At 66.3% G+C, this 13,834-nt stretch carries 18 protein-coding genes; 17 read left to right on the plus strand and 1 reads right to left on the minus strand.

All coding sequences use genetic code 11. The features are described 5' to 3' along the window. The first annotated feature begins 180 nt into the window (after window positions 1-180). The 16 genes from ACFTOW_RS16865 (at window position 181) to ACFTOW_RS19950 (ending at window position 12,643) form a co-directional block, all read left to right on the plus strand. Entirely contained in the window at window positions 181-1,386 is a 1,206-nt protein-coding gene (locus tag ACFTOW_RS16865) for a phage portal protein (RefSeq protein WP_379917858.1), read from the plus strand. Then, complete coding sequence (locus ACFTOW_RS16870; RefSeq protein ID WP_379917860.1) at window positions 1,364-1,606, plus strand: GTA head formation protein, RCAP_rcc01685 family; 243 nt, start codon at window positions 1,364-1,366, stop codon at window positions 1,604-1,606. Before ACFTOW_RS16865 ends, ACFTOW_RS16870 begins: the two co-directional genes overlap by 23 nt. Window positions 1,607-1,623: 17 nt before the next feature. Next, entirely contained in the window at window positions 1,624-2,175 is a 552-nt protein-coding gene (locus ACFTOW_RS16875) for an HK97 family phage prohead protease (RefSeq protein ID WP_379917862.1), read from the plus strand. A 38-nt stretch (window positions 2,176-2,213) separates the two neighbouring features. Continuing rightward, entirely contained in the window at window positions 2,214-3,398 is a 1,185-nt protein-coding gene (locus ACFTOW_RS16880; protein ID WP_379917864.1) for a phage major capsid protein, read from the plus strand. Window positions 3,399-3,544: 146 nt separating this feature from the next. Next, the gene (locus ACFTOW_RS16885) at window positions 3,545-4,144 is read left to right on the plus strand and encodes a head-tail connector protein (protein ID WP_379917867.1); all 600 of its coding nucleotides are present in this window, start codon (window positions 3,545-3,547) and stop codon (window positions 4,142-4,144) included. Beyond that, on the plus strand, window positions 4,141-4,380 hold the full coding sequence (locus tag ACFTOW_RS16890; protein ID WP_379917869.1) for a head-tail adaptor protein: 240 nt from the start codon (window positions 4,141-4,143) through the stop codon (window positions 4,378-4,380). The genes ACFTOW_RS16885 and ACFTOW_RS16890 overlap by 4 nt, the downstream gene beginning before the upstream one ends. After that, window positions 4,377-4,787, plus strand: coding sequence for a DUF3168 domain-containing protein (locus ACFTOW_RS16895; protein ID WP_379917871.1), 411 nt, complete (start codon window positions 4,377-4,379; stop codon window positions 4,785-4,787). The genes ACFTOW_RS16890 and ACFTOW_RS16895 overlap by 4 nt, the downstream gene beginning before the upstream one ends. Window positions 4,788-4,810: 23 nt before the next feature. After that, window positions 4,811-5,224: a phage major tail protein, TP901-1 family gene (locus ACFTOW_RS16900; protein WP_379917873.1), complete on the plus strand. Its 414-nt coding sequence runs from the start codon at window positions 4,811-4,813 to the stop codon at window positions 5,222-5,224. After that, window positions 5,224-5,550, plus strand: a complete 327-nt coding sequence (locus ACFTOW_RS16905) for a GTA-gp10 family protein (RefSeq protein ID WP_379917875.1) — start codon at window positions 5,224-5,226, stop codon at window positions 5,548-5,550. The genes ACFTOW_RS16900 and ACFTOW_RS16905 overlap by 1 nt, the downstream gene beginning before the upstream one ends. Beyond that, entirely contained in the window at window positions 5,547-5,747 is a 201-nt protein-coding gene (locus tag ACFTOW_RS16910) for a rcc01693 family protein (protein ID WP_379917877.1), read from the plus strand. The genes ACFTOW_RS16905 and ACFTOW_RS16910 overlap by 4 nt, the downstream gene beginning before the upstream one ends. After that, entirely contained in the window at window positions 5,744-6,406 is a 663-nt protein-coding gene (locus tag ACFTOW_RS16915) for a phage tail tape measure protein (RefSeq protein ID WP_379917879.1), read from the plus strand. Before ACFTOW_RS16910 ends, ACFTOW_RS16915 begins: the two co-directional genes overlap by 4 nt. Before the next feature lie 10 nt (window positions 6,407-6,416). Then, a complete protein-coding gene (locus tag ACFTOW_RS16920) occupies window positions 6,417-7,049 on the plus strand; it encodes a phage distal tail protein, Rcc01695 family (RefSeq protein WP_379917881.1) in 633 nt (210 codons plus the stop codon). 3 nt (window positions 7,050-7,052) lie between these two features. After that, the gene (locus tag ACFTOW_RS16925) at window positions 7,053-7,931 is read left to right on the plus strand and encodes a DUF2163 domain-containing protein (RefSeq protein ID WP_379917883.1); all 879 of its coding nucleotides are present in this window, start codon (window positions 7,053-7,055) and stop codon (window positions 7,929-7,931) included. Continuing rightward, window positions 7,928-8,362, plus strand: a complete 435-nt coding sequence (locus tag ACFTOW_RS16930) for an NlpC/P60 family protein (protein WP_379917885.1) — start codon at window positions 7,928-7,930, stop codon at window positions 8,360-8,362. Before ACFTOW_RS16925 ends, ACFTOW_RS16930 begins: the two co-directional genes overlap by 4 nt. Window positions 8,363-8,365: 3 nt before the next feature. Beyond that, a complete protein-coding gene (locus ACFTOW_RS16935; protein WP_379917887.1) occupies window positions 8,366-12,271 on the plus strand; it encodes a baseplate multidomain protein megatron in 3,906 nt (1,301 codons plus the stop codon). Window positions 12,272-12,283: 12 nt separating this feature from the next. Further along, window positions 12,284-12,643 (plus strand): DUF7742 family protein, encoded by a 360-nt coding sequence (locus ACFTOW_RS19950; protein WP_465261613.1) that lies wholly within the window; start codon window positions 12,284-12,286, stop codon window positions 12,641-12,643. Here ACFTOW_RS19950 and ACFTOW_RS16940 read toward each other — a convergent pair. Further along, window positions 12,553-12,891: a TraR/DksA family transcriptional regulator gene (locus ACFTOW_RS16940; RefSeq protein WP_379917889.1), complete on the minus strand. Its 339-nt coding sequence runs from the start codon at window positions 12,889-12,891 to the stop codon at window positions 12,553-12,555. The genes ACFTOW_RS19950 and ACFTOW_RS16940 overlap by 91 nt on opposite strands. Window positions 12,892-12,975: 84 nt before the next feature. Here ACFTOW_RS16940 and cysE point away from each other — a divergent pair, with 84 nt between their 5' ends. Continuing rightward, a complete protein-coding gene (gene cysE, locus ACFTOW_RS16945; RefSeq protein WP_379917891.1) occupies window positions 12,976-13,785 on the plus strand; it encodes a serine O-acetyltransferase in 810 nt (269 codons plus the stop codon). Window positions 13,786-13,834: the final 49 nt, after the last annotated feature.

Consider the following 13,834-nt stretch of genomic DNA (forward strand, 5'->3'; position numbering starts at 1 on the left):
CAATAGATACCCGACCCCGCATGCCATACCCCCCAAAGTTCGCCTCACATCAATGATGGCAAATTTGGTTCCGGGTGACTAGTTCATTTTTCTTAAACCTTTGGCGGCAGGTTGGTGTTCGACGGCGCAAGGGCCAGCGAAACGACCCGCAGGCAGCCCCCGGAACAAGGAGCAACAGGCATGGTTATGCAATTCTTTCGACGCGAGGCGCAGGCGGCGGCAGCAGTGCCCGAGCACAAGGCCAGCGCCACCGGGCGCGTTGCGGCCTTTGGCAGCGCCGGGCGCGTGGCCTGGAGCCCGCGCGACACCGTCAGCCTGACGCGGACGGGGTATGCGGGCAACCCGGTGGTGCATCGCTGCGTCAAGATGATTGCCGAGGCGGCGGCGTCGCTGCCTTTGGTGTTGCAGGACAGCGCGCAGCGGTATGACACACATCCGCTGCTGTCGCTGGTGCGGCGGCCCAACCCGGCGCAGGGCAAGGCCGAGCTGTTCGAGGCGCTGTATGGCCATCTGCTGCTGTCGGGGGATGCCTATGTCGAGGCGGTGGCGGGGGCCGGTTTGCTTCCTGGCGAGCTGCATGTGCTGCGGTCGGACCGGATGCAGGTGATCCCCGGTGCCGACGGCTGGCCGGTAGCGTATGATTACGTCGTGGCCAGCCGCAAACACCGGTTCGACGTGACCGGAGAGGCGCCGCCGGTCTGCCATATCCGGGCGTTTCACCCGCAGGACGATCATTACGGGCTGTCGCCCTTGCAGGCGGCGGCGCAGGCGCTGGATGTGCATAACGCGGCAAGCCGCTGGTCCAAGGCGCTGCTGGACAATGCGGCGCGGCCCTCGGGGGCGATCATCTACAAGGGGCCGGACGGGGCCGGGGGGCTGAGCAGCGATCAGTATGACCGGCTGGTGATCGAGATGGAGGCGCATCATCAGGGGGCGCGCAATGCGGGCCGCCCCATGCTGCTGGAGGGCGGGCTGGACTGGAAACCGATGGGGTTTTCGCCATCCGACATGGAGTTTCAGCAGACCAAGGAAAGTGCCGCGCGCGAGATCGCGCTGGCCTTTGGGGTGCCGCCGATGCTGCTGGGCATTCCGGGGGATGCCACATTCGCCAATTATCAAGAGGCGAACCGGGCATTCTATCGCCTGACGGTGCTGCCATTGGCCACGCGGGTCGTGGCGCAGGTGTCGGACTGGCTGTCGGATTTCGCCGGAGAGGCGATGGAGCTGAAGCCCGACCTCGATCAGGTGCCCGCGCTGGCGGCGGAGCGGTCCGAGGTCTGGCGGCGGGTCGGCGAGGCGGGGTTTCTGACGGATGCGGAAAAGCGCAGCCTGCTGGGCCTGCCCGCGCTGAGCGAGGCCGCAAATGGCGAACCGGGCGATGGATGACCGGCGCTATGGGTTCGAGGCCTTTGACTGCGCGCCGGCCTTGCGGCTGGAGGCGCATGAGCGGGTCAGCCATTTGCAGATCGAGGGGCTGAAGCAGCGCGCCGAGCGGCTGGTGGCACTGATCGAGAAGTTGGAAAAGCGTCTTTGGCTGGCGGTTTACGGCATCGTGGGGATGTTTCTGGCGCAGGCGGTGCAGTCGCTGTTGGAGATGACGCCATGAAGGGGAAAGGGATCGGAATGGAAAGCGTATTGGAAACCAAGTTCTGCCGTCTGGGCGGTGATCTGGTGGTGAGCGACGGCACGGTGATCGAAGGCTATGCCAGCCTGTTCGGCGCCAGCGATCAGGGCGGCGATGTGGTGCAGGCGGGGGCCTATGGGGCCAGCCTGAAGGCGCTGGCCGCTGACCGCCGTGCGGTCAGGATGCTGTGGCAGCACGACCCGGCCCAGCCCATCGGTGTCTGGGACGAGGTGCGCGAGGATGCGCGCGGACTGTACGTCAAGGGCCGCATCCTGGACAGCGTGGAGCGGGGCCGCGAGGCGGCGGCGCTGATCGCGGCGGGGGCCATCGACGGGCTGTCGATCGGGTATCGCACGCGGCGGGCGGTGAAGAATGACAAGGGCCAGCGGCTCTTGACGGAACTGGAGCTTTGGGAGGTGTCGCTGGTGACCTTCCCGATGCTGCCCAGTGCGCGGGTGGGTCAGAAGGGCGAGACGCCCGAGACCGACCATACCTTGCGCGAATTGGCGGCGGTGTTTGACGCGGCCCGCCTTGAGCTGGCGCGGGACTGACCCCGCGCGCGCGACCACACCACGAACAGGAAAAGGTGATGAGCATGACCGAGACCAAGTCTCGGACCGGGAAAGATGTGTCTCCGGTCATCGAGGCGAAGACCGCGATTGCGGGCTTCGTCAGCGAATTCAAGGGGTTTCGTGATGAAATCCACAACCGTCTGCAACAACAGGAAGAGCAAATGACCATGCTGGAACGTAAATCCACCTTCAAGGCCGCGCGCCCCGCGCTGGCCATGGCCGCCGATGCCGAGGCCCCGCACCAAAAGGCGTTCGATGCCTATCTGCGCACCGGCGACGATGACGCGCTGCGTGGTCTGGCGCTGGAAGGCAAGGCGATGAACACCGCCGTGGCGGCCGATGGCGGTTACCTGGTGGACCCGCAGACTGCCGAGACGATCCGCAACGTGCTGAACGGGGCGGCCTCGATCCGGGCGATTGCGAACGTGGTCGGTGTTGAGTCGACGACCTATGATGTGCTGGTGGATCATGGCGACGTCAGCCACGGCTGGAACACCGAGACCGACAGCGTGGCCGAAAGCACCACGCCGGTGATCGACCGGATCAGCATCCCGCTGCACGAGCTGTCGGCGATGCCCAAGGCATCGCAGCGGCTGCTGGATGACAGCGCGTTCGATCTGGAAAGCTGGCTGGCCGGTCGCATCGCCGACAAGTTCGCCCGTGCCGAGGCGGCAGCCTTCATCAACGGTGACGGTGTGGACAAGCCCACGGGGGTCCTGACCAAGACGCATGTGCCGCAGGCGTCGTGGTCCTGGGGCAGTCTGGGCTATGTCGCCAGCGGGGCGGATGGTGCGTTTGACGGCCCCGACGCGCTGGTCGATCTGGTCTATGCCCTTGGCGCGCAGTACCGCGCGAATGCGGCGTTCGTGATGAATTCGAAAACCGCCGGTGCCGTGCGCAAGCTGAAGGATGCGGATGGGCGGTTCCTGTGGTCGGACGGTCTGGCCGCTGGCGAGCCTGCGCGCCTGCTGGGATATCCGGTGTTGATCGCCGAGGACATGCCGGACATGGGCAGCGGGGCGACCGCCATCGCATTCGGTGATTTCGGCGCGGGCTATACCGTGGCCGAGCGCCCCGACCTGCGCGTGCTGCGCGATCCGTTCAGCGCCAAGCCGCGTGTGCTGTTCTATGCCACCAAGCGCGTGGGCGGCGATGTCAGCGATTACGCGGCGATCAAGCTGCTGAAATTCTCGGTGTCGTAAGCGCCGGGGATCGGGGGCGGGTGTCTGCCCGTCCCCGGGGCGCGCGCCGTGATGAACGGTGTTGTCTGGCTGCTCCCTCCGTTCGAGCAACGCTGACGGCGCGCGCCTGCCCGATCCGGGAGAGGCCCAAGTTTGGAGATAGGTCCATGATGTTGATGGAAGAGAGCGAGGTCGCGCAGGCGGCCCTGCCGGTGGCCGGGTTCAAGGCGCATCTGCGTCAGGGCACCGGGTTCGCCGAGGACGGGTTGCAGGACGAGGTTCTGGACGGGTTCCTGCGGGCGGCGCTGGCGGCGATCGAGGCGCGCACCGGCAAGGTTCTGCTGGCGCGCGGGTTTCAGATGAGCCTGTCGGACTGGCGCGATGCCACGGGTCAGGCGCTGCCGGTGGCGCCGGTGACGGCGCTGGGGCCTGTTGTTCTGGTGGATCGGGACGGCGACGAGACGGTTCTTGATCCCGCGCTTTACCGGCTGGATGCCGACATGCAGCGCCCGCGGCTGGTGCCGATGGCCACGCTGCTGCCGGTGATACCGCGCGGCGGGCTGGTGCGGATCGGGTTCACCGCCGGTATGGCCGAAACCTTCGACGGGTTGCCCGCCGATCTGCGCCAGGCGGTCAAGCTGCTGGCGGCGCATTACTATGAGTACCGCGATGAAACGGGGCTGAGCGCGGGGTGCATGCCCTTTGGCGTCACCAGCCTGATCGAGCGGTACCGCACGGTGCGTCTGCTGGGTGGGGGTACCAGATGAGCGGCCGGGTGAACCTGACGCGTCAGCTGGTGTTGGAGGCCCCTACGCGTGCCCCCGACGGGGCGGGGGGCGTGATGCGCGGCTGGCAGGTGCTGGGCACTCTGTGGGCCGAGGTGGTGGCGCGCACGGGCCGCGCGCGCGAGGGTGCGCGCATCTTTCGCATCACGGCGGTGGCCGAAGGTGATCTGCGCGGGCGCTATCTGACCTGCTTTGCCGAAGAGGAGGTGGTGGCATGAGCTATGCAATGGCGGCCGCGTTGCAGGAGGCGGTGTTCGAGGCCCTGACCGGTGATGCGGCGCTGACCGCGCTGGTGGGCGATGCGGTCTATGACGTGGTGCCTGCGGGCAGCCTGCCGCCGCTCTATGTCAGCCTTGGGCCGGAAGAGGTGCGTGATGCCTCGGACAAGACGGGCGGTGCGGCGCGGCATGAGTTCACCGTGTCGGTGATTGCGGGAGACAGCGGGTTTCACGCGGCCAAGACGGCGGCGGCAGCGGTCGGCGCAGTCTTGCTTGACGCCAATCTGAGCCTGAGCCGGGGGCGTCTGGTGGCGCTGAATTTTCTGCGCGCGCGGGCCAGCCGCGAGGGCACCGGGCAGATGCGCCGGATCGACCTGCGGTTCCGCGCGCATATCGACGACGATTAACCCATTCAATCAGGAGTAAGACCATGGGTGTACAGAATGGCAAGGACCTGCTGATCAAGGTCGATCTGACCGGCGACGGCGCTTTCGCCACGATTGCCGGGCTGCGGGCCACGCGGATCAGTTTCAATGCCGAAAGCGTGGATGTGACCAGCCTGGAAAGCCAGGGCGGCTGGCGCGAGTTGCTGGCCGGGGCTGGTGTGAAATCAGCGGCGATCAGCGGCTCGGGCGTATTTCGCGACAGCGATACCGACGAGCGCGCGCGGCAGATCTTTTTCGACGGCGAGATCCCGGAGTTTCAGGTCGTCATCCCCGATTTCGGCATTGTCGAAGGGGCGTTTCAGGTCACGGCCCTGGAATATGCGGGCAGCCACAATGGCGAGGCGACGTATGAGATGTCCATGGCCTCGGCCGGGGCGCTGGCGTTTACGGCGCTGTGATGGCGAACCGCTGGCGGGGTGAGGTGGTGCTGGTCATGGATGGCGAGCGGCATGTGATGAAGCTGACACTTGGGGCCTTGGCGGAACTGGAAGAGGCGCTGGAGGCCGACACGCTGGTGGCGCTGGTCGAGCGGTTCGAGGCGGGGCGGTTTTCCACCCGCGACGTGCTGGCCCTGCTGCTGGCGGGGTTGCGCGGGGGGGGCTGGACCGGCGATGCCCGGCACCTGGCCGCAGCCGAGATCGCGGGCGGGCCAATGGCGGGCGCGCGGGCGGCGGCGGAGTTGCTGGCGCGGGCCTTTGCCCTGCCGGAGGAGGCCCAGGGATGAGCGGCTTTGACTGGCCGGGCATGATGCGGGCCGGGATGACCGGCCTGCGGCTGACGCCCGACCAGTTCTGGGCGCTGACCCCTGCGGAACTGATGCTGATGCTGGGACAGGGCGCAGGCCCTGCCCCGATGGAACGCTCGCGGCTGGAGGAAATGCTGGCTGCGTTCCCCGACAACCCGGAAAGGGCAGAGAGATGAGCGATTACGACGGGCTGGACGCGCTGGAGGCGCAGCTTGATACGCTGGAGACGGCGATGGCCGGGGCGACCGGCATGGCGGCCAGTTTTGAGGCCGAGTTGGCGCGGATGCGGGCGACGTTCTCGGCCACCGGTCAGGATGTGCAGACGCTGGAACGCGGCATGAGCCGGGGCTTGCGGCGGGCCTTTGACGGGGTGCTGCTGGACGGGGTCAAGCTGTCGGATGCGCTGAAGACGATGGCGCAGTCGATGATCAACACGGCCTATTCCGCCGCTGTCAAACCCGTGTCCGATCACATGGGCGGGTTGCTGGCGCAGGGGGTGGGCAGCCTGATGGCCGGTATCCTGCCGTTTGAAAAGGGTGCCGGGTTCGCGCAGGGGCGGGTGATGCCCTTTGCCAGGGGCGGTGTGGTGGGCGGGCCCACGTATTTCGCCATGCGCGGCGGCACCGGGTTGATGGGCGAGGCCGGGCCCGAGGCGATCATGCCTCTGACCCGTGGCCCGGATGGGTCGCTGGGCGTGCGTGCGCAGGGCGGCGGTGGCGGGGTCAGCGTGGTGATGCACATCCAGACACCCGATGCCGACAGTTTCCGACGCAGCCAGAGCCAGATCGCCGCACAGGTCAGCCGCGCGCTGGGCCGTGCACAGCGCAACCGCTGAGGAGAGTGACATGGGATTTCACGAGATACGCTTTCCCGCCAACCTGAGTTTCGGCTCGGTCGGCGGGCCCGAGCGGCGCACGGATGTGGTGACGCTGGCCAACGGGTTCGAAGAGCGCAACAGCCCCTGGGCGCATTCGCGCAGGCGCTATGATGCCGGTGTCGGGCTGCGCTCGCTCGACGATGTCGAGGTGCTGATCGCGTTCTTCGAGGCGCGGCACGGGCAGCTGCACGGGTTTCGCTGGAAGGACTGGTCGGATTTCAAATCCTGCCGCCCGTCGATGCAGCCCGACTTTACCGATCAGGTGATCGCGGTGGGTGACGGGGTGACGGCTGCGTTTGGCCTGAAAAAGCAGTATCGCTCGGGTGCGCAAAGCTATCTTCGGCCCATCACCAAGCCGGTGGCGGGCAGCGTGCGCATCGGGATCGAGGGCGACGAGCAGCAGGAGGGGCTGCACTGGCAGCTTGATCCGGCCACCGGCGTGGTGCGGTTCGTGTCGCCGCCAAATGCAGGCATGGAGATCACCGCCGGGTTTGAGTTTGACGTGCCGGTACGGTTCGACGCGGACCGCATCCAGACCAGCGTTGCCAGCTTTCGTGCGGGCGAAGTGCCGAACGTGCCGGTTGTCGAAGTGAGGGTGTAGAGCATGGATCAGGCGTTTCAGGATCATGTCGCAGGCGGGTTGACCACATTGGCCAGCGCCTGGGCGATCACGCGCGGAGATGGTGTGGTGTTGGGGTTTACCGACCACGATTGCGACTTGCGGTTCGACGGCATCGTGTTTCGCGCCGACAGCGGGATGACCGCGACGGCGGTGCAGCAGGGCACCGGGCTGGCGGTGGACAATGCCGAGGCGCTGGGGGCGCTGCGCGACGACAGCATTTCCGAGGCTGATATTGACGCGGGCCGGTTTGACGGGGCCGAACTGCGCGCATGGATCGTGAACTGGGCCGATGTGACCCAGCGCCACCTGCGGTTTCGCGGCACGATTGGCGAGATCAAGCGCGCGGGTGGGGCGTTTCACGCCGAGTTGCGCGGGCTGACCGAGGCGCTGAACCGGCCCATCGGACGGGTGTATCAAAAGCCATGTTCGGCGGTTCTGGGCGATCGCACCTGCCACTTTGATCTTTCGATGCCGGGTTTTTCGGCGGACATCGTGTTGCGGCAGATCGATGACGAGGGCGTCATGGGTTTTGACGCCCTGCCGGGGTTCGAGGCCGGGTGGTTTGCGCGGGGGCGGCTGGAGGTGCTGGACGGGGCTGCGGCAGGGCTTCGCGGCCAGATCAAGCGCGATGAGGCTGCGGCGGACGGGCGCAAGGTGGCGCTTTGGGTGCCGTTGCGGGCAGCCCTGGCGGTTGGCGATCGGGTGCGGCTGATCGCCGGCTGCGACAAGCGGTTCGACACCTGCCGTTTCAAGTTTGACAACGCGCTGAATTTTCAAGGATTCCCCGATCTGCCAAGCGAGGACTGGCTGATGGCCGTGCCCGCGCGGGCAGGGGATCAGAGCGGGGGGAGCCGGCGATGAGCCTTGCGGTTGTCACGGCGGCGCGGGGCTGGATCGGCACGCCCTATCTGCATCAGGCCAGCCGCAAGGGGGCGGGGGCCGATTGTCTGGGCCTTGTGCGCGGGGTCTGGCGCGAGGTCTGGGGGTGCGAGCCCGAGCGCGTGCCGCCCTATACCGCCGACTGGTCCGAGCCGCAGGGCGACGAAGTGCTGTGGCGCGCCGCCGAGCGGCATCTCCGGCGCGTCGCCCGCGACGATCAACGACCCGGCGACGTTCTGCTGTTTCGGATGCGGGCGGGGGGCGTTGCCAAACATCTGGGGATCGCGGCGCAGGTCGGCGCGACTCCCACTTTCATACACGCCTATTCCGGCCACGCGGTTGTGGAAAGCCCGCTGAGCGCGCCCTGGGCGCGGCGGATCGTGGCGCGGTTCCGGTTCCAGCAGGAGGTTTGAGACATGGCGACAATAGTTCTGTCGGCGGCGGGGGCGGCGATTGGCGGCTCGATTGGCGGGTCGGTTCTGGGGTTGTCCTCGGTCGTGGTGGGGCGGTTCGCCGGGGCCAGCCTGGGCCGGGTGATCGATCAGCGGTTGATGGGGCAGGGGTCGGACGTGGTCGAACAGGGCCGCACCGAGCGGTTTCGCATCACCGCCGCAGGCGAAGGCGCGCCGATTGCGCAGGTGTTCGGGCGGATGCGTGTGGGCGGGCATGTGATCTGGGCCAGCGCGTTTCAGGAACGGGTGACGCGCAGTGGCGGGGGCAAGGGCAGCCCGTCGCGGCCCGCGACCGACAGCTACAGCTATTCCGTCAGCCTGGCGATTGCGCTGTGCGAGGGCGAGATCGGCGGCGTTCTGCGGGTCTGGGCGGACGGGACAGAGGTGGCGCCCGATGACCTGAACATGCGGGTCTATACCGGCGCGCGTGATCAGCTTGCCGATCCCAAGATCGAAGCGGTCGAGGGCGCGGGTGCTGTGCCAGCCTATCGCGGCACGGCCTATGTGGTGATGGAAGATCTGGCGCTGAATCAGTTTGGCAACCGCGTGCCACAGTTCAGTTTCGAGGTGCTGCGCCCGTCAGAGGCGCGCGGCCCTGACCGTGACCCGGTGCATAACGTAAAGGGCGTGGCGCTGATGCCGGGTACGGGGGAGTATGCGTTGGCGACCTCGCCTGTCACGGTCAAGTACGGACCGGGGGAAAGCCGCAGCCTGAACGTCAATTCGCCGTCGGGGCGCAGTGACATGGAAACGTCGATGACGTCGTTGCAGGCGGAAATCCCGGCCTGCGAGGCGGTGTCGCTGATCGTGAGCTGGTTCGGAGATGACCTGCGGGCCGGGCAGTGCAAGTTGCGCCCCAAGGTTGAGCAGACGGATTTTGACGGGGTCGAGATGCCCTGGACCGTGTCGGGGCTGTTGCGTGCGGCTGCACAGACCGTGCCCGAAGAGGGCGGGCGCGTGGTCTATGGCGGCACGCCTGCGGATGCCTCGGTGATGCAGGCGATCCGTCACATGGCGGATGAGGGCAAGGCGGTGATGTTCTATCCCTTCATCCTGATGGAGCAGATGGACGGCAACGGGCGCGTTGATCCGTGGAGCGGGGCAGAGGATCAGCCGCGCCTGCCCTGGCGTGGGCGGATCACCGGGGCGATGGCGCCGGGTCAGGACGGATCACCTGACGGGACAGCGGCCGCCGAGGCCGAGGTGGCCGCGTTCGTGGGCACGGTGCGCGCGGGCGATTTCCAGATCGGGGATGGCGCTGTGGTCTATACCGGGCCGGATGAATGGAGTTATAGCCGGTTCATCCTGCACTACGCGGCGCTGTGCGCGGCGGCGGGCGGGGTCGAGGCGTTCTGCGTCGGGTCGGAGATGCGCAGCCTGACACAGTTGCGCGGTGCGGCTGACCGCTTTCCGTTCGTCACCGCCCTGCGGCAGATCGCGGCCGAATGCCGGGCGCTGCTGGGGCCAGAGGTAAAGATCAGCTATGCGGCCGACTGGTCGGAATACTTTGGCTATCAGCCGCAGGATGGTAGCGGGGACCGGTATTTTCATCTGGATCCGCTGTGGGCCGATCCCAACATCGATTTCATCGGCATCGACAACTACATGCCGCTGTCAGATTGGCGCGAAGGCCAAAACCATACAGATGCGTATTGGCGCAGTATCTATGATCTGGGGTATCTGAGCGCCAATGTGGCGGGCGGTGAGGGGTATGACTGGTTCTACCACTCGGACGCGGCGCGCGCGGCGCAGATCCGCACACCGATCACCGACGAGGCGCATGACCAGCCGTGGGTCTGGCGCTACAAGGACATCCGCAACTGGTGGTTAAATCCGCATCACGAGCGGGTGGGCGGTGTGCGACGCGCGGAACCGACAGCATGGGAGCCGGGGTTGAAGCCGATCTGGTTCACCGAACTGGGGTGCGCCGCCATCGACAAGGGCACCAACCAGCCCAACAAGTTTCTTGATCCAAAATCATCCGAATCAGCGCTGCCGCATTTTTCAAACGGGCAGCGGGATGAGTTGATCCAGATGCAGTATCTGCGGGCGATGTATGCTTGGTGGCTGGATTCGGCGAACAACCCGGTGTCAGACGTGTACGAAGGCCCGATGGTGGATATGTCGCGCGGGTTTGTCTGGGCCTGGGACGCGCGGCCCTATCCTTTCTTTCCGGGAAATCTGGACTTGTGGTCGGACGGGGACAACTATGCGCGCGGCCACTGGATCAGCGGGCGGATGGCGGGGCGGTCGCTGGCTTCGGTCGTGGCGGAGGTCTGTGCGAGGGCCGATGTTTCGGCGGTCGATACGAGTGGGCTGCACGGGTATCTGCGCGGCTATGCAGTGTCCGAAGTCGACACTGCGCGGGGTATCTTGCAGCCCTTGATGCTGGCCTTTGGCGTCGATGCGGTGGAGCGTGACGGGGTGTTGCAGTTCCGCATGCGGGGCGATGCAAGAGAGGTCCCGGTTGATGCCGCGCATCTGGTGGACAGCGATCAGATCGACGGGCGGCTGCAACTGACCCGCGCGGCGGATGCGGAACTGGCCGGGCGTGTGCGTCTGCGGTTTGTCGAGACGGATGCGAATTTCGAGGTTGCGGCCGAAGAGACCGTGCTGCCGGACGAGACGACGCAGGCGGTTGCGACCTCGGACATGCCGCTGGCGTTGACGCGGCGCGAGGGGCGGCAGGTGCTGGAACGCTGGCTGGCGGAATCGCGGGTAGCGCGCGATACGATCCGGCTTGCGTTGCCGCCGTCGCACATGGCACTGGGCGCGGGCGATGTTCTCCGACTTGAGGCAGGGCGGTTCCGGATCGACCGGGTCGAACAGGGGCCGTACCAGATGATCGAGGCGGTCCGGACCGAGCCGGGTGTCTATGACCCTGCCGAGATTGCAGAGATCGCCCCGCGCCTGTCGCCATTCGTGGCTCCGGTGCCGGTCGAGGCGCAGTTCATGGACCTGCCGCTTATGCGGGGTGACGAGGTGCCGCACAGCCCGCATCTGGCTGTATCGGCCAAGCCCTGGCCGGGCAGCGTGGCGGTGTACAGCAGCCCGGGAGAGGGGGATTTTGCGCTGAACACCGTGATTGCCGGGCGCGCCACGATGGGTGTGCTGGAAACGCCGTTGACAGCTGGGCCGGTCGGGCGATGGCAGTGGCGCGGCGAGGTGCAGGTGCGCCTGATCGGCGGCGCATTGCAGAGCGTCGGCCCGGATGCTCTGTTGGCAGGGGCGAACCTTGCGGCGCTTGGCGATGGCACTCCCGAGGGGTGGGAACTGCTGCAGTTTCGCGATGCCGAGCCACTGGGCGATGGGCGGTACATCTTGCGGGTGCTGTTGCGCGGACAGTTCGGCAGCGACGCGGTGATGCCGGACGCATGGCCGGTCGGATCGCGGATTGTTCTGATCGACAGCGCACCCGAGCAGACCGTTTTGCCTGCGGCAGCGCGCGGATTGGTGCGGAGCTATCGCGTGGGGCCAGCGCGGCGGCCGGTCGATGATCCGTCCTACACGGCGTTTCGACTGGCCTTTGACGGTGTCGGGCTTCGGCCCTTTGCCCCGGCGCATCTGCGGACAGCGCGGGAGGCGGGCGGTGCCCTTGGGATAGCCTGGACACGGCGCACGCGGATCGGTGGCGACAGTTGGGACGGTGTCGATGTGCCGCTGGGAGAAGAGGTGGAGACCTATGTGCTGCGTATCGAACAGGGCGGGGTTGTGCGGCGCGAGGTCGTGCTGAGTACGCCGTACTGGGCTTATGATCCGGCGCAAGAGGCGGCGGATACGGGTGGTGCGCCCTATTCCGTCGCCGTTGCGCAGGTGTCGGCAACGGTGGGTGCAGGGTATTTCGCGCGGCGCGACGTTGCAGTGGCATAGTCCGTGCGCAGGGTGACCCACAGTGACCTGATTATAGCCGCGCGGCATCTGGTTGCGCGGCCGGCTGATGCACGTGCAGACGTGCTGGAACGGTTGCTGAAGCGCGGGCAGGTGGCCGACCTGTATCGAAAACGGTGCCGTCGGGTGCATCCCGGTTGGGGTGATGGCACGTTGGGGGCAGCGGCATGGCGATCCGATCTGCCCCCGGAACCGCCCTTGAGCGATCGCAATTACCTGTCTTGCCTTATGCTGGTGCTTGAAAGGTTGGCGCGGCGGGGCGATCAGCCCTGTGCGCAAGTGATGCAGTTGGGCGTCGTTGCATCCAGCGACAGGCGCTTGTCTGAAATCCGTTCACCACAATCGGTGCAATAGCCGAATTCGTCGTCGTCGATCCGGCGCAGCGCCATACGGATGCGTCTGGCTTCGGTGTCCCGGCGGGCCTGCGTGGCCTTGGCCATCGACTGGTTCATCAGCGCATCCTGACGAGACAGCCGCCCGACGGCCTGCTGGTCCAGCGTGACGACATCCTGACTGCTTCGTCCCAGATCATCGGCGGCCTCGACCTCGGCCAGCCGTTGCTCCAGTTGGCTGCGGTGGCGTGCCAATGTGGCATCATCCATTCCGGTGATCTCCCCAATCACGGGTTTGCGTTTTCGCAGATGCAGGTTATCTGCTAGACTTCGGAAAGGCAAAGGAGCGTCGTCATGGCTGAAACGCGCAAGAAACTGGCCGAGATCGATCCGGTCTGGTCGCGAATCCAGACAGAAGCGCAACAAGCGGTTGCGGAAGAACCGCTTTTGGGCGGCCTTATTCATTCCTCGGTGCTGCATCATGGCACGCTGGAATGCGCGCTGGCCTATCGCACCGCGCTGAAACTGACCTCGGGCGAGATGTCAGAACAGTTGATCCGCGAAATATGCGACATGGCCTATACGCACGCGCCGGAACTGGCGCAGGACGCGCGGGCGGATATTGCCGCGGTCTATGACCGTGATCCGGCCTGCCACCGGTTCCTGCAGCCTTTGCTGTTCTTCAAGGGGTTTCAGGCGTTGCAAGCGTACCGCGTTGCCAACTGGCTGTGGCAGACGGGTCGACGCGACATGGCGTATTTCTTTCAGATGCGCACATCCGAAACCTTTGGTGTGGATATCCATCCGGCTGCCCGGATCGGGCGCGGCATCATGATCGACCATGCCCATTCCATCGTGATTGGCGAAACCGCCGTTGTGGGCGACAATGTGTCGATGCTGCATTCCGTCACGCTGGGCGGGACCGGCAAGGAAGAGGAAGACCGCCACCCCAAGATCGGCAATGGCGTGCTGATCGGCGCAGGAGCCAAGGTGCTGGGTAACATCCGCATCGGCGAATGCTCGCGTATCGCGGCGGGCTCGGTGGTGCTGCATGACGTACCGCCCAAATCCACCGTGGCGGGCGTGCCGGCCAAGGTGGTGGGCGAGGCGGGATGCGCGCAGCCCTCGCTGACCATGGATCAGATCCTGAAAAGCAGTTTGTGAGCTTTGCGCTTTAAGGTGCTGCTTGGAAACGAAAACCCCCGCCAGTTCA

This window comes from Lacimonas salitolerans, assembly GCF_042677865.1.
Classification (GTDB): Bacteria; Pseudomonadota; Alphaproteobacteria; order Rhodobacterales; family Rhodobacteraceae; genus Lutimaribacter; species Lutimaribacter salitolerans.

What these genes read in the sequence shown, in the direction of transcription:
- ACFTOW_RS16865 (WP_379917858.1), top strand. Translation starts at nt 181, where the DNA reads ATGGTTATGCAATTCTTTCGACGCGAGGCGCAGGCGGCGGCAGCAGTG.
- ACFTOW_RS16870 (WP_379917860.1), top strand. Translation starts at nt 1,364, where the DNA reads ATGGCGAACCGGGCGATGGATGACCGGCGCTATGGGTTCGAGGCCTTT.
- ACFTOW_RS16875 (WP_379917862.1), top strand. Translation starts at nt 1,624, where the DNA reads ATGGAAAGCGTATTGGAAACCAAGTTCTGCCGTCTGGGCGGTGATCTG.
- ACFTOW_RS16880 (WP_379917864.1), top strand. Translation starts at nt 2,214, where the DNA reads ATGAGCATGACCGAGACCAAGTCTCGGACCGGGAAAGATGTGTCTCCG.
- ACFTOW_RS16885 (WP_379917867.1), top strand. Translation starts at nt 3,545, where the DNA reads ATGATGTTGATGGAAGAGAGCGAGGTCGCGCAGGCGGCCCTGCCGGTG.
- ACFTOW_RS16890 (WP_379917869.1), top strand. Translation starts at nt 4,141, where the DNA reads ATGAGCGGCCGGGTGAACCTGACGCGTCAGCTGGTGTTGGAGGCCCCT.
- ACFTOW_RS16895 (WP_379917871.1), top strand. Translation starts at nt 4,377, where the DNA reads ATGAGCTATGCAATGGCGGCCGCGTTGCAGGAGGCGGTGTTCGAGGCC.
- ACFTOW_RS16900 (WP_379917873.1), top strand. Translation starts at nt 4,811, where the DNA reads ATGGGTGTACAGAATGGCAAGGACCTGCTGATCAAGGTCGATCTGACC.
- ACFTOW_RS16905 (WP_379917875.1), top strand. Translation starts at nt 5,224, where the DNA reads ATGGCGAACCGCTGGCGGGGTGAGGTGGTGCTGGTCATGGATGGCGAG.
- ACFTOW_RS16910 (WP_379917877.1), top strand. Translation starts at nt 5,547, where the DNA reads ATGAGCGGCTTTGACTGGCCGGGCATGATGCGGGCCGGGATGACCGGC.
- ACFTOW_RS16915 (WP_379917879.1), top strand. Translation starts at nt 5,744, where the DNA reads ATGAGCGATTACGACGGGCTGGACGCGCTGGAGGCGCAGCTTGATACG.
- ACFTOW_RS16920 (WP_379917881.1), top strand. Translation starts at nt 6,417, where the DNA reads ATGGGATTTCACGAGATACGCTTTCCCGCCAACCTGAGTTTCGGCTCG.
- ACFTOW_RS16925 (WP_379917883.1), top strand. Translation starts at nt 7,053, where the DNA reads ATGGATCAGGCGTTTCAGGATCATGTCGCAGGCGGGTTGACCACATTG.
- ACFTOW_RS16930 (WP_379917885.1), top strand. Translation starts at nt 7,928, where the DNA reads ATGAGCCTTGCGGTTGTCACGGCGGCGCGGGGCTGGATCGGCACGCCC.
- ACFTOW_RS16935 (WP_379917887.1), top strand. Translation starts at nt 8,366, where the DNA reads ATGGCGACAATAGTTCTGTCGGCGGCGGGGGCGGCGATTGGCGGCTCG.
- ACFTOW_RS16940 (WP_379917889.1), bottom strand. Translation starts at nt 12,891, where the DNA reads ATGGATGATGCCACATTGGCACGCCACCGCAGCCAACTGGAGCAACGG.
- cysE (WP_379917891.1), top strand. Translation starts at nt 12,976, where the DNA reads ATGGCTGAAACGCGCAAGAAACTGGCCGAGATCGATCCGGTCTGGTCG.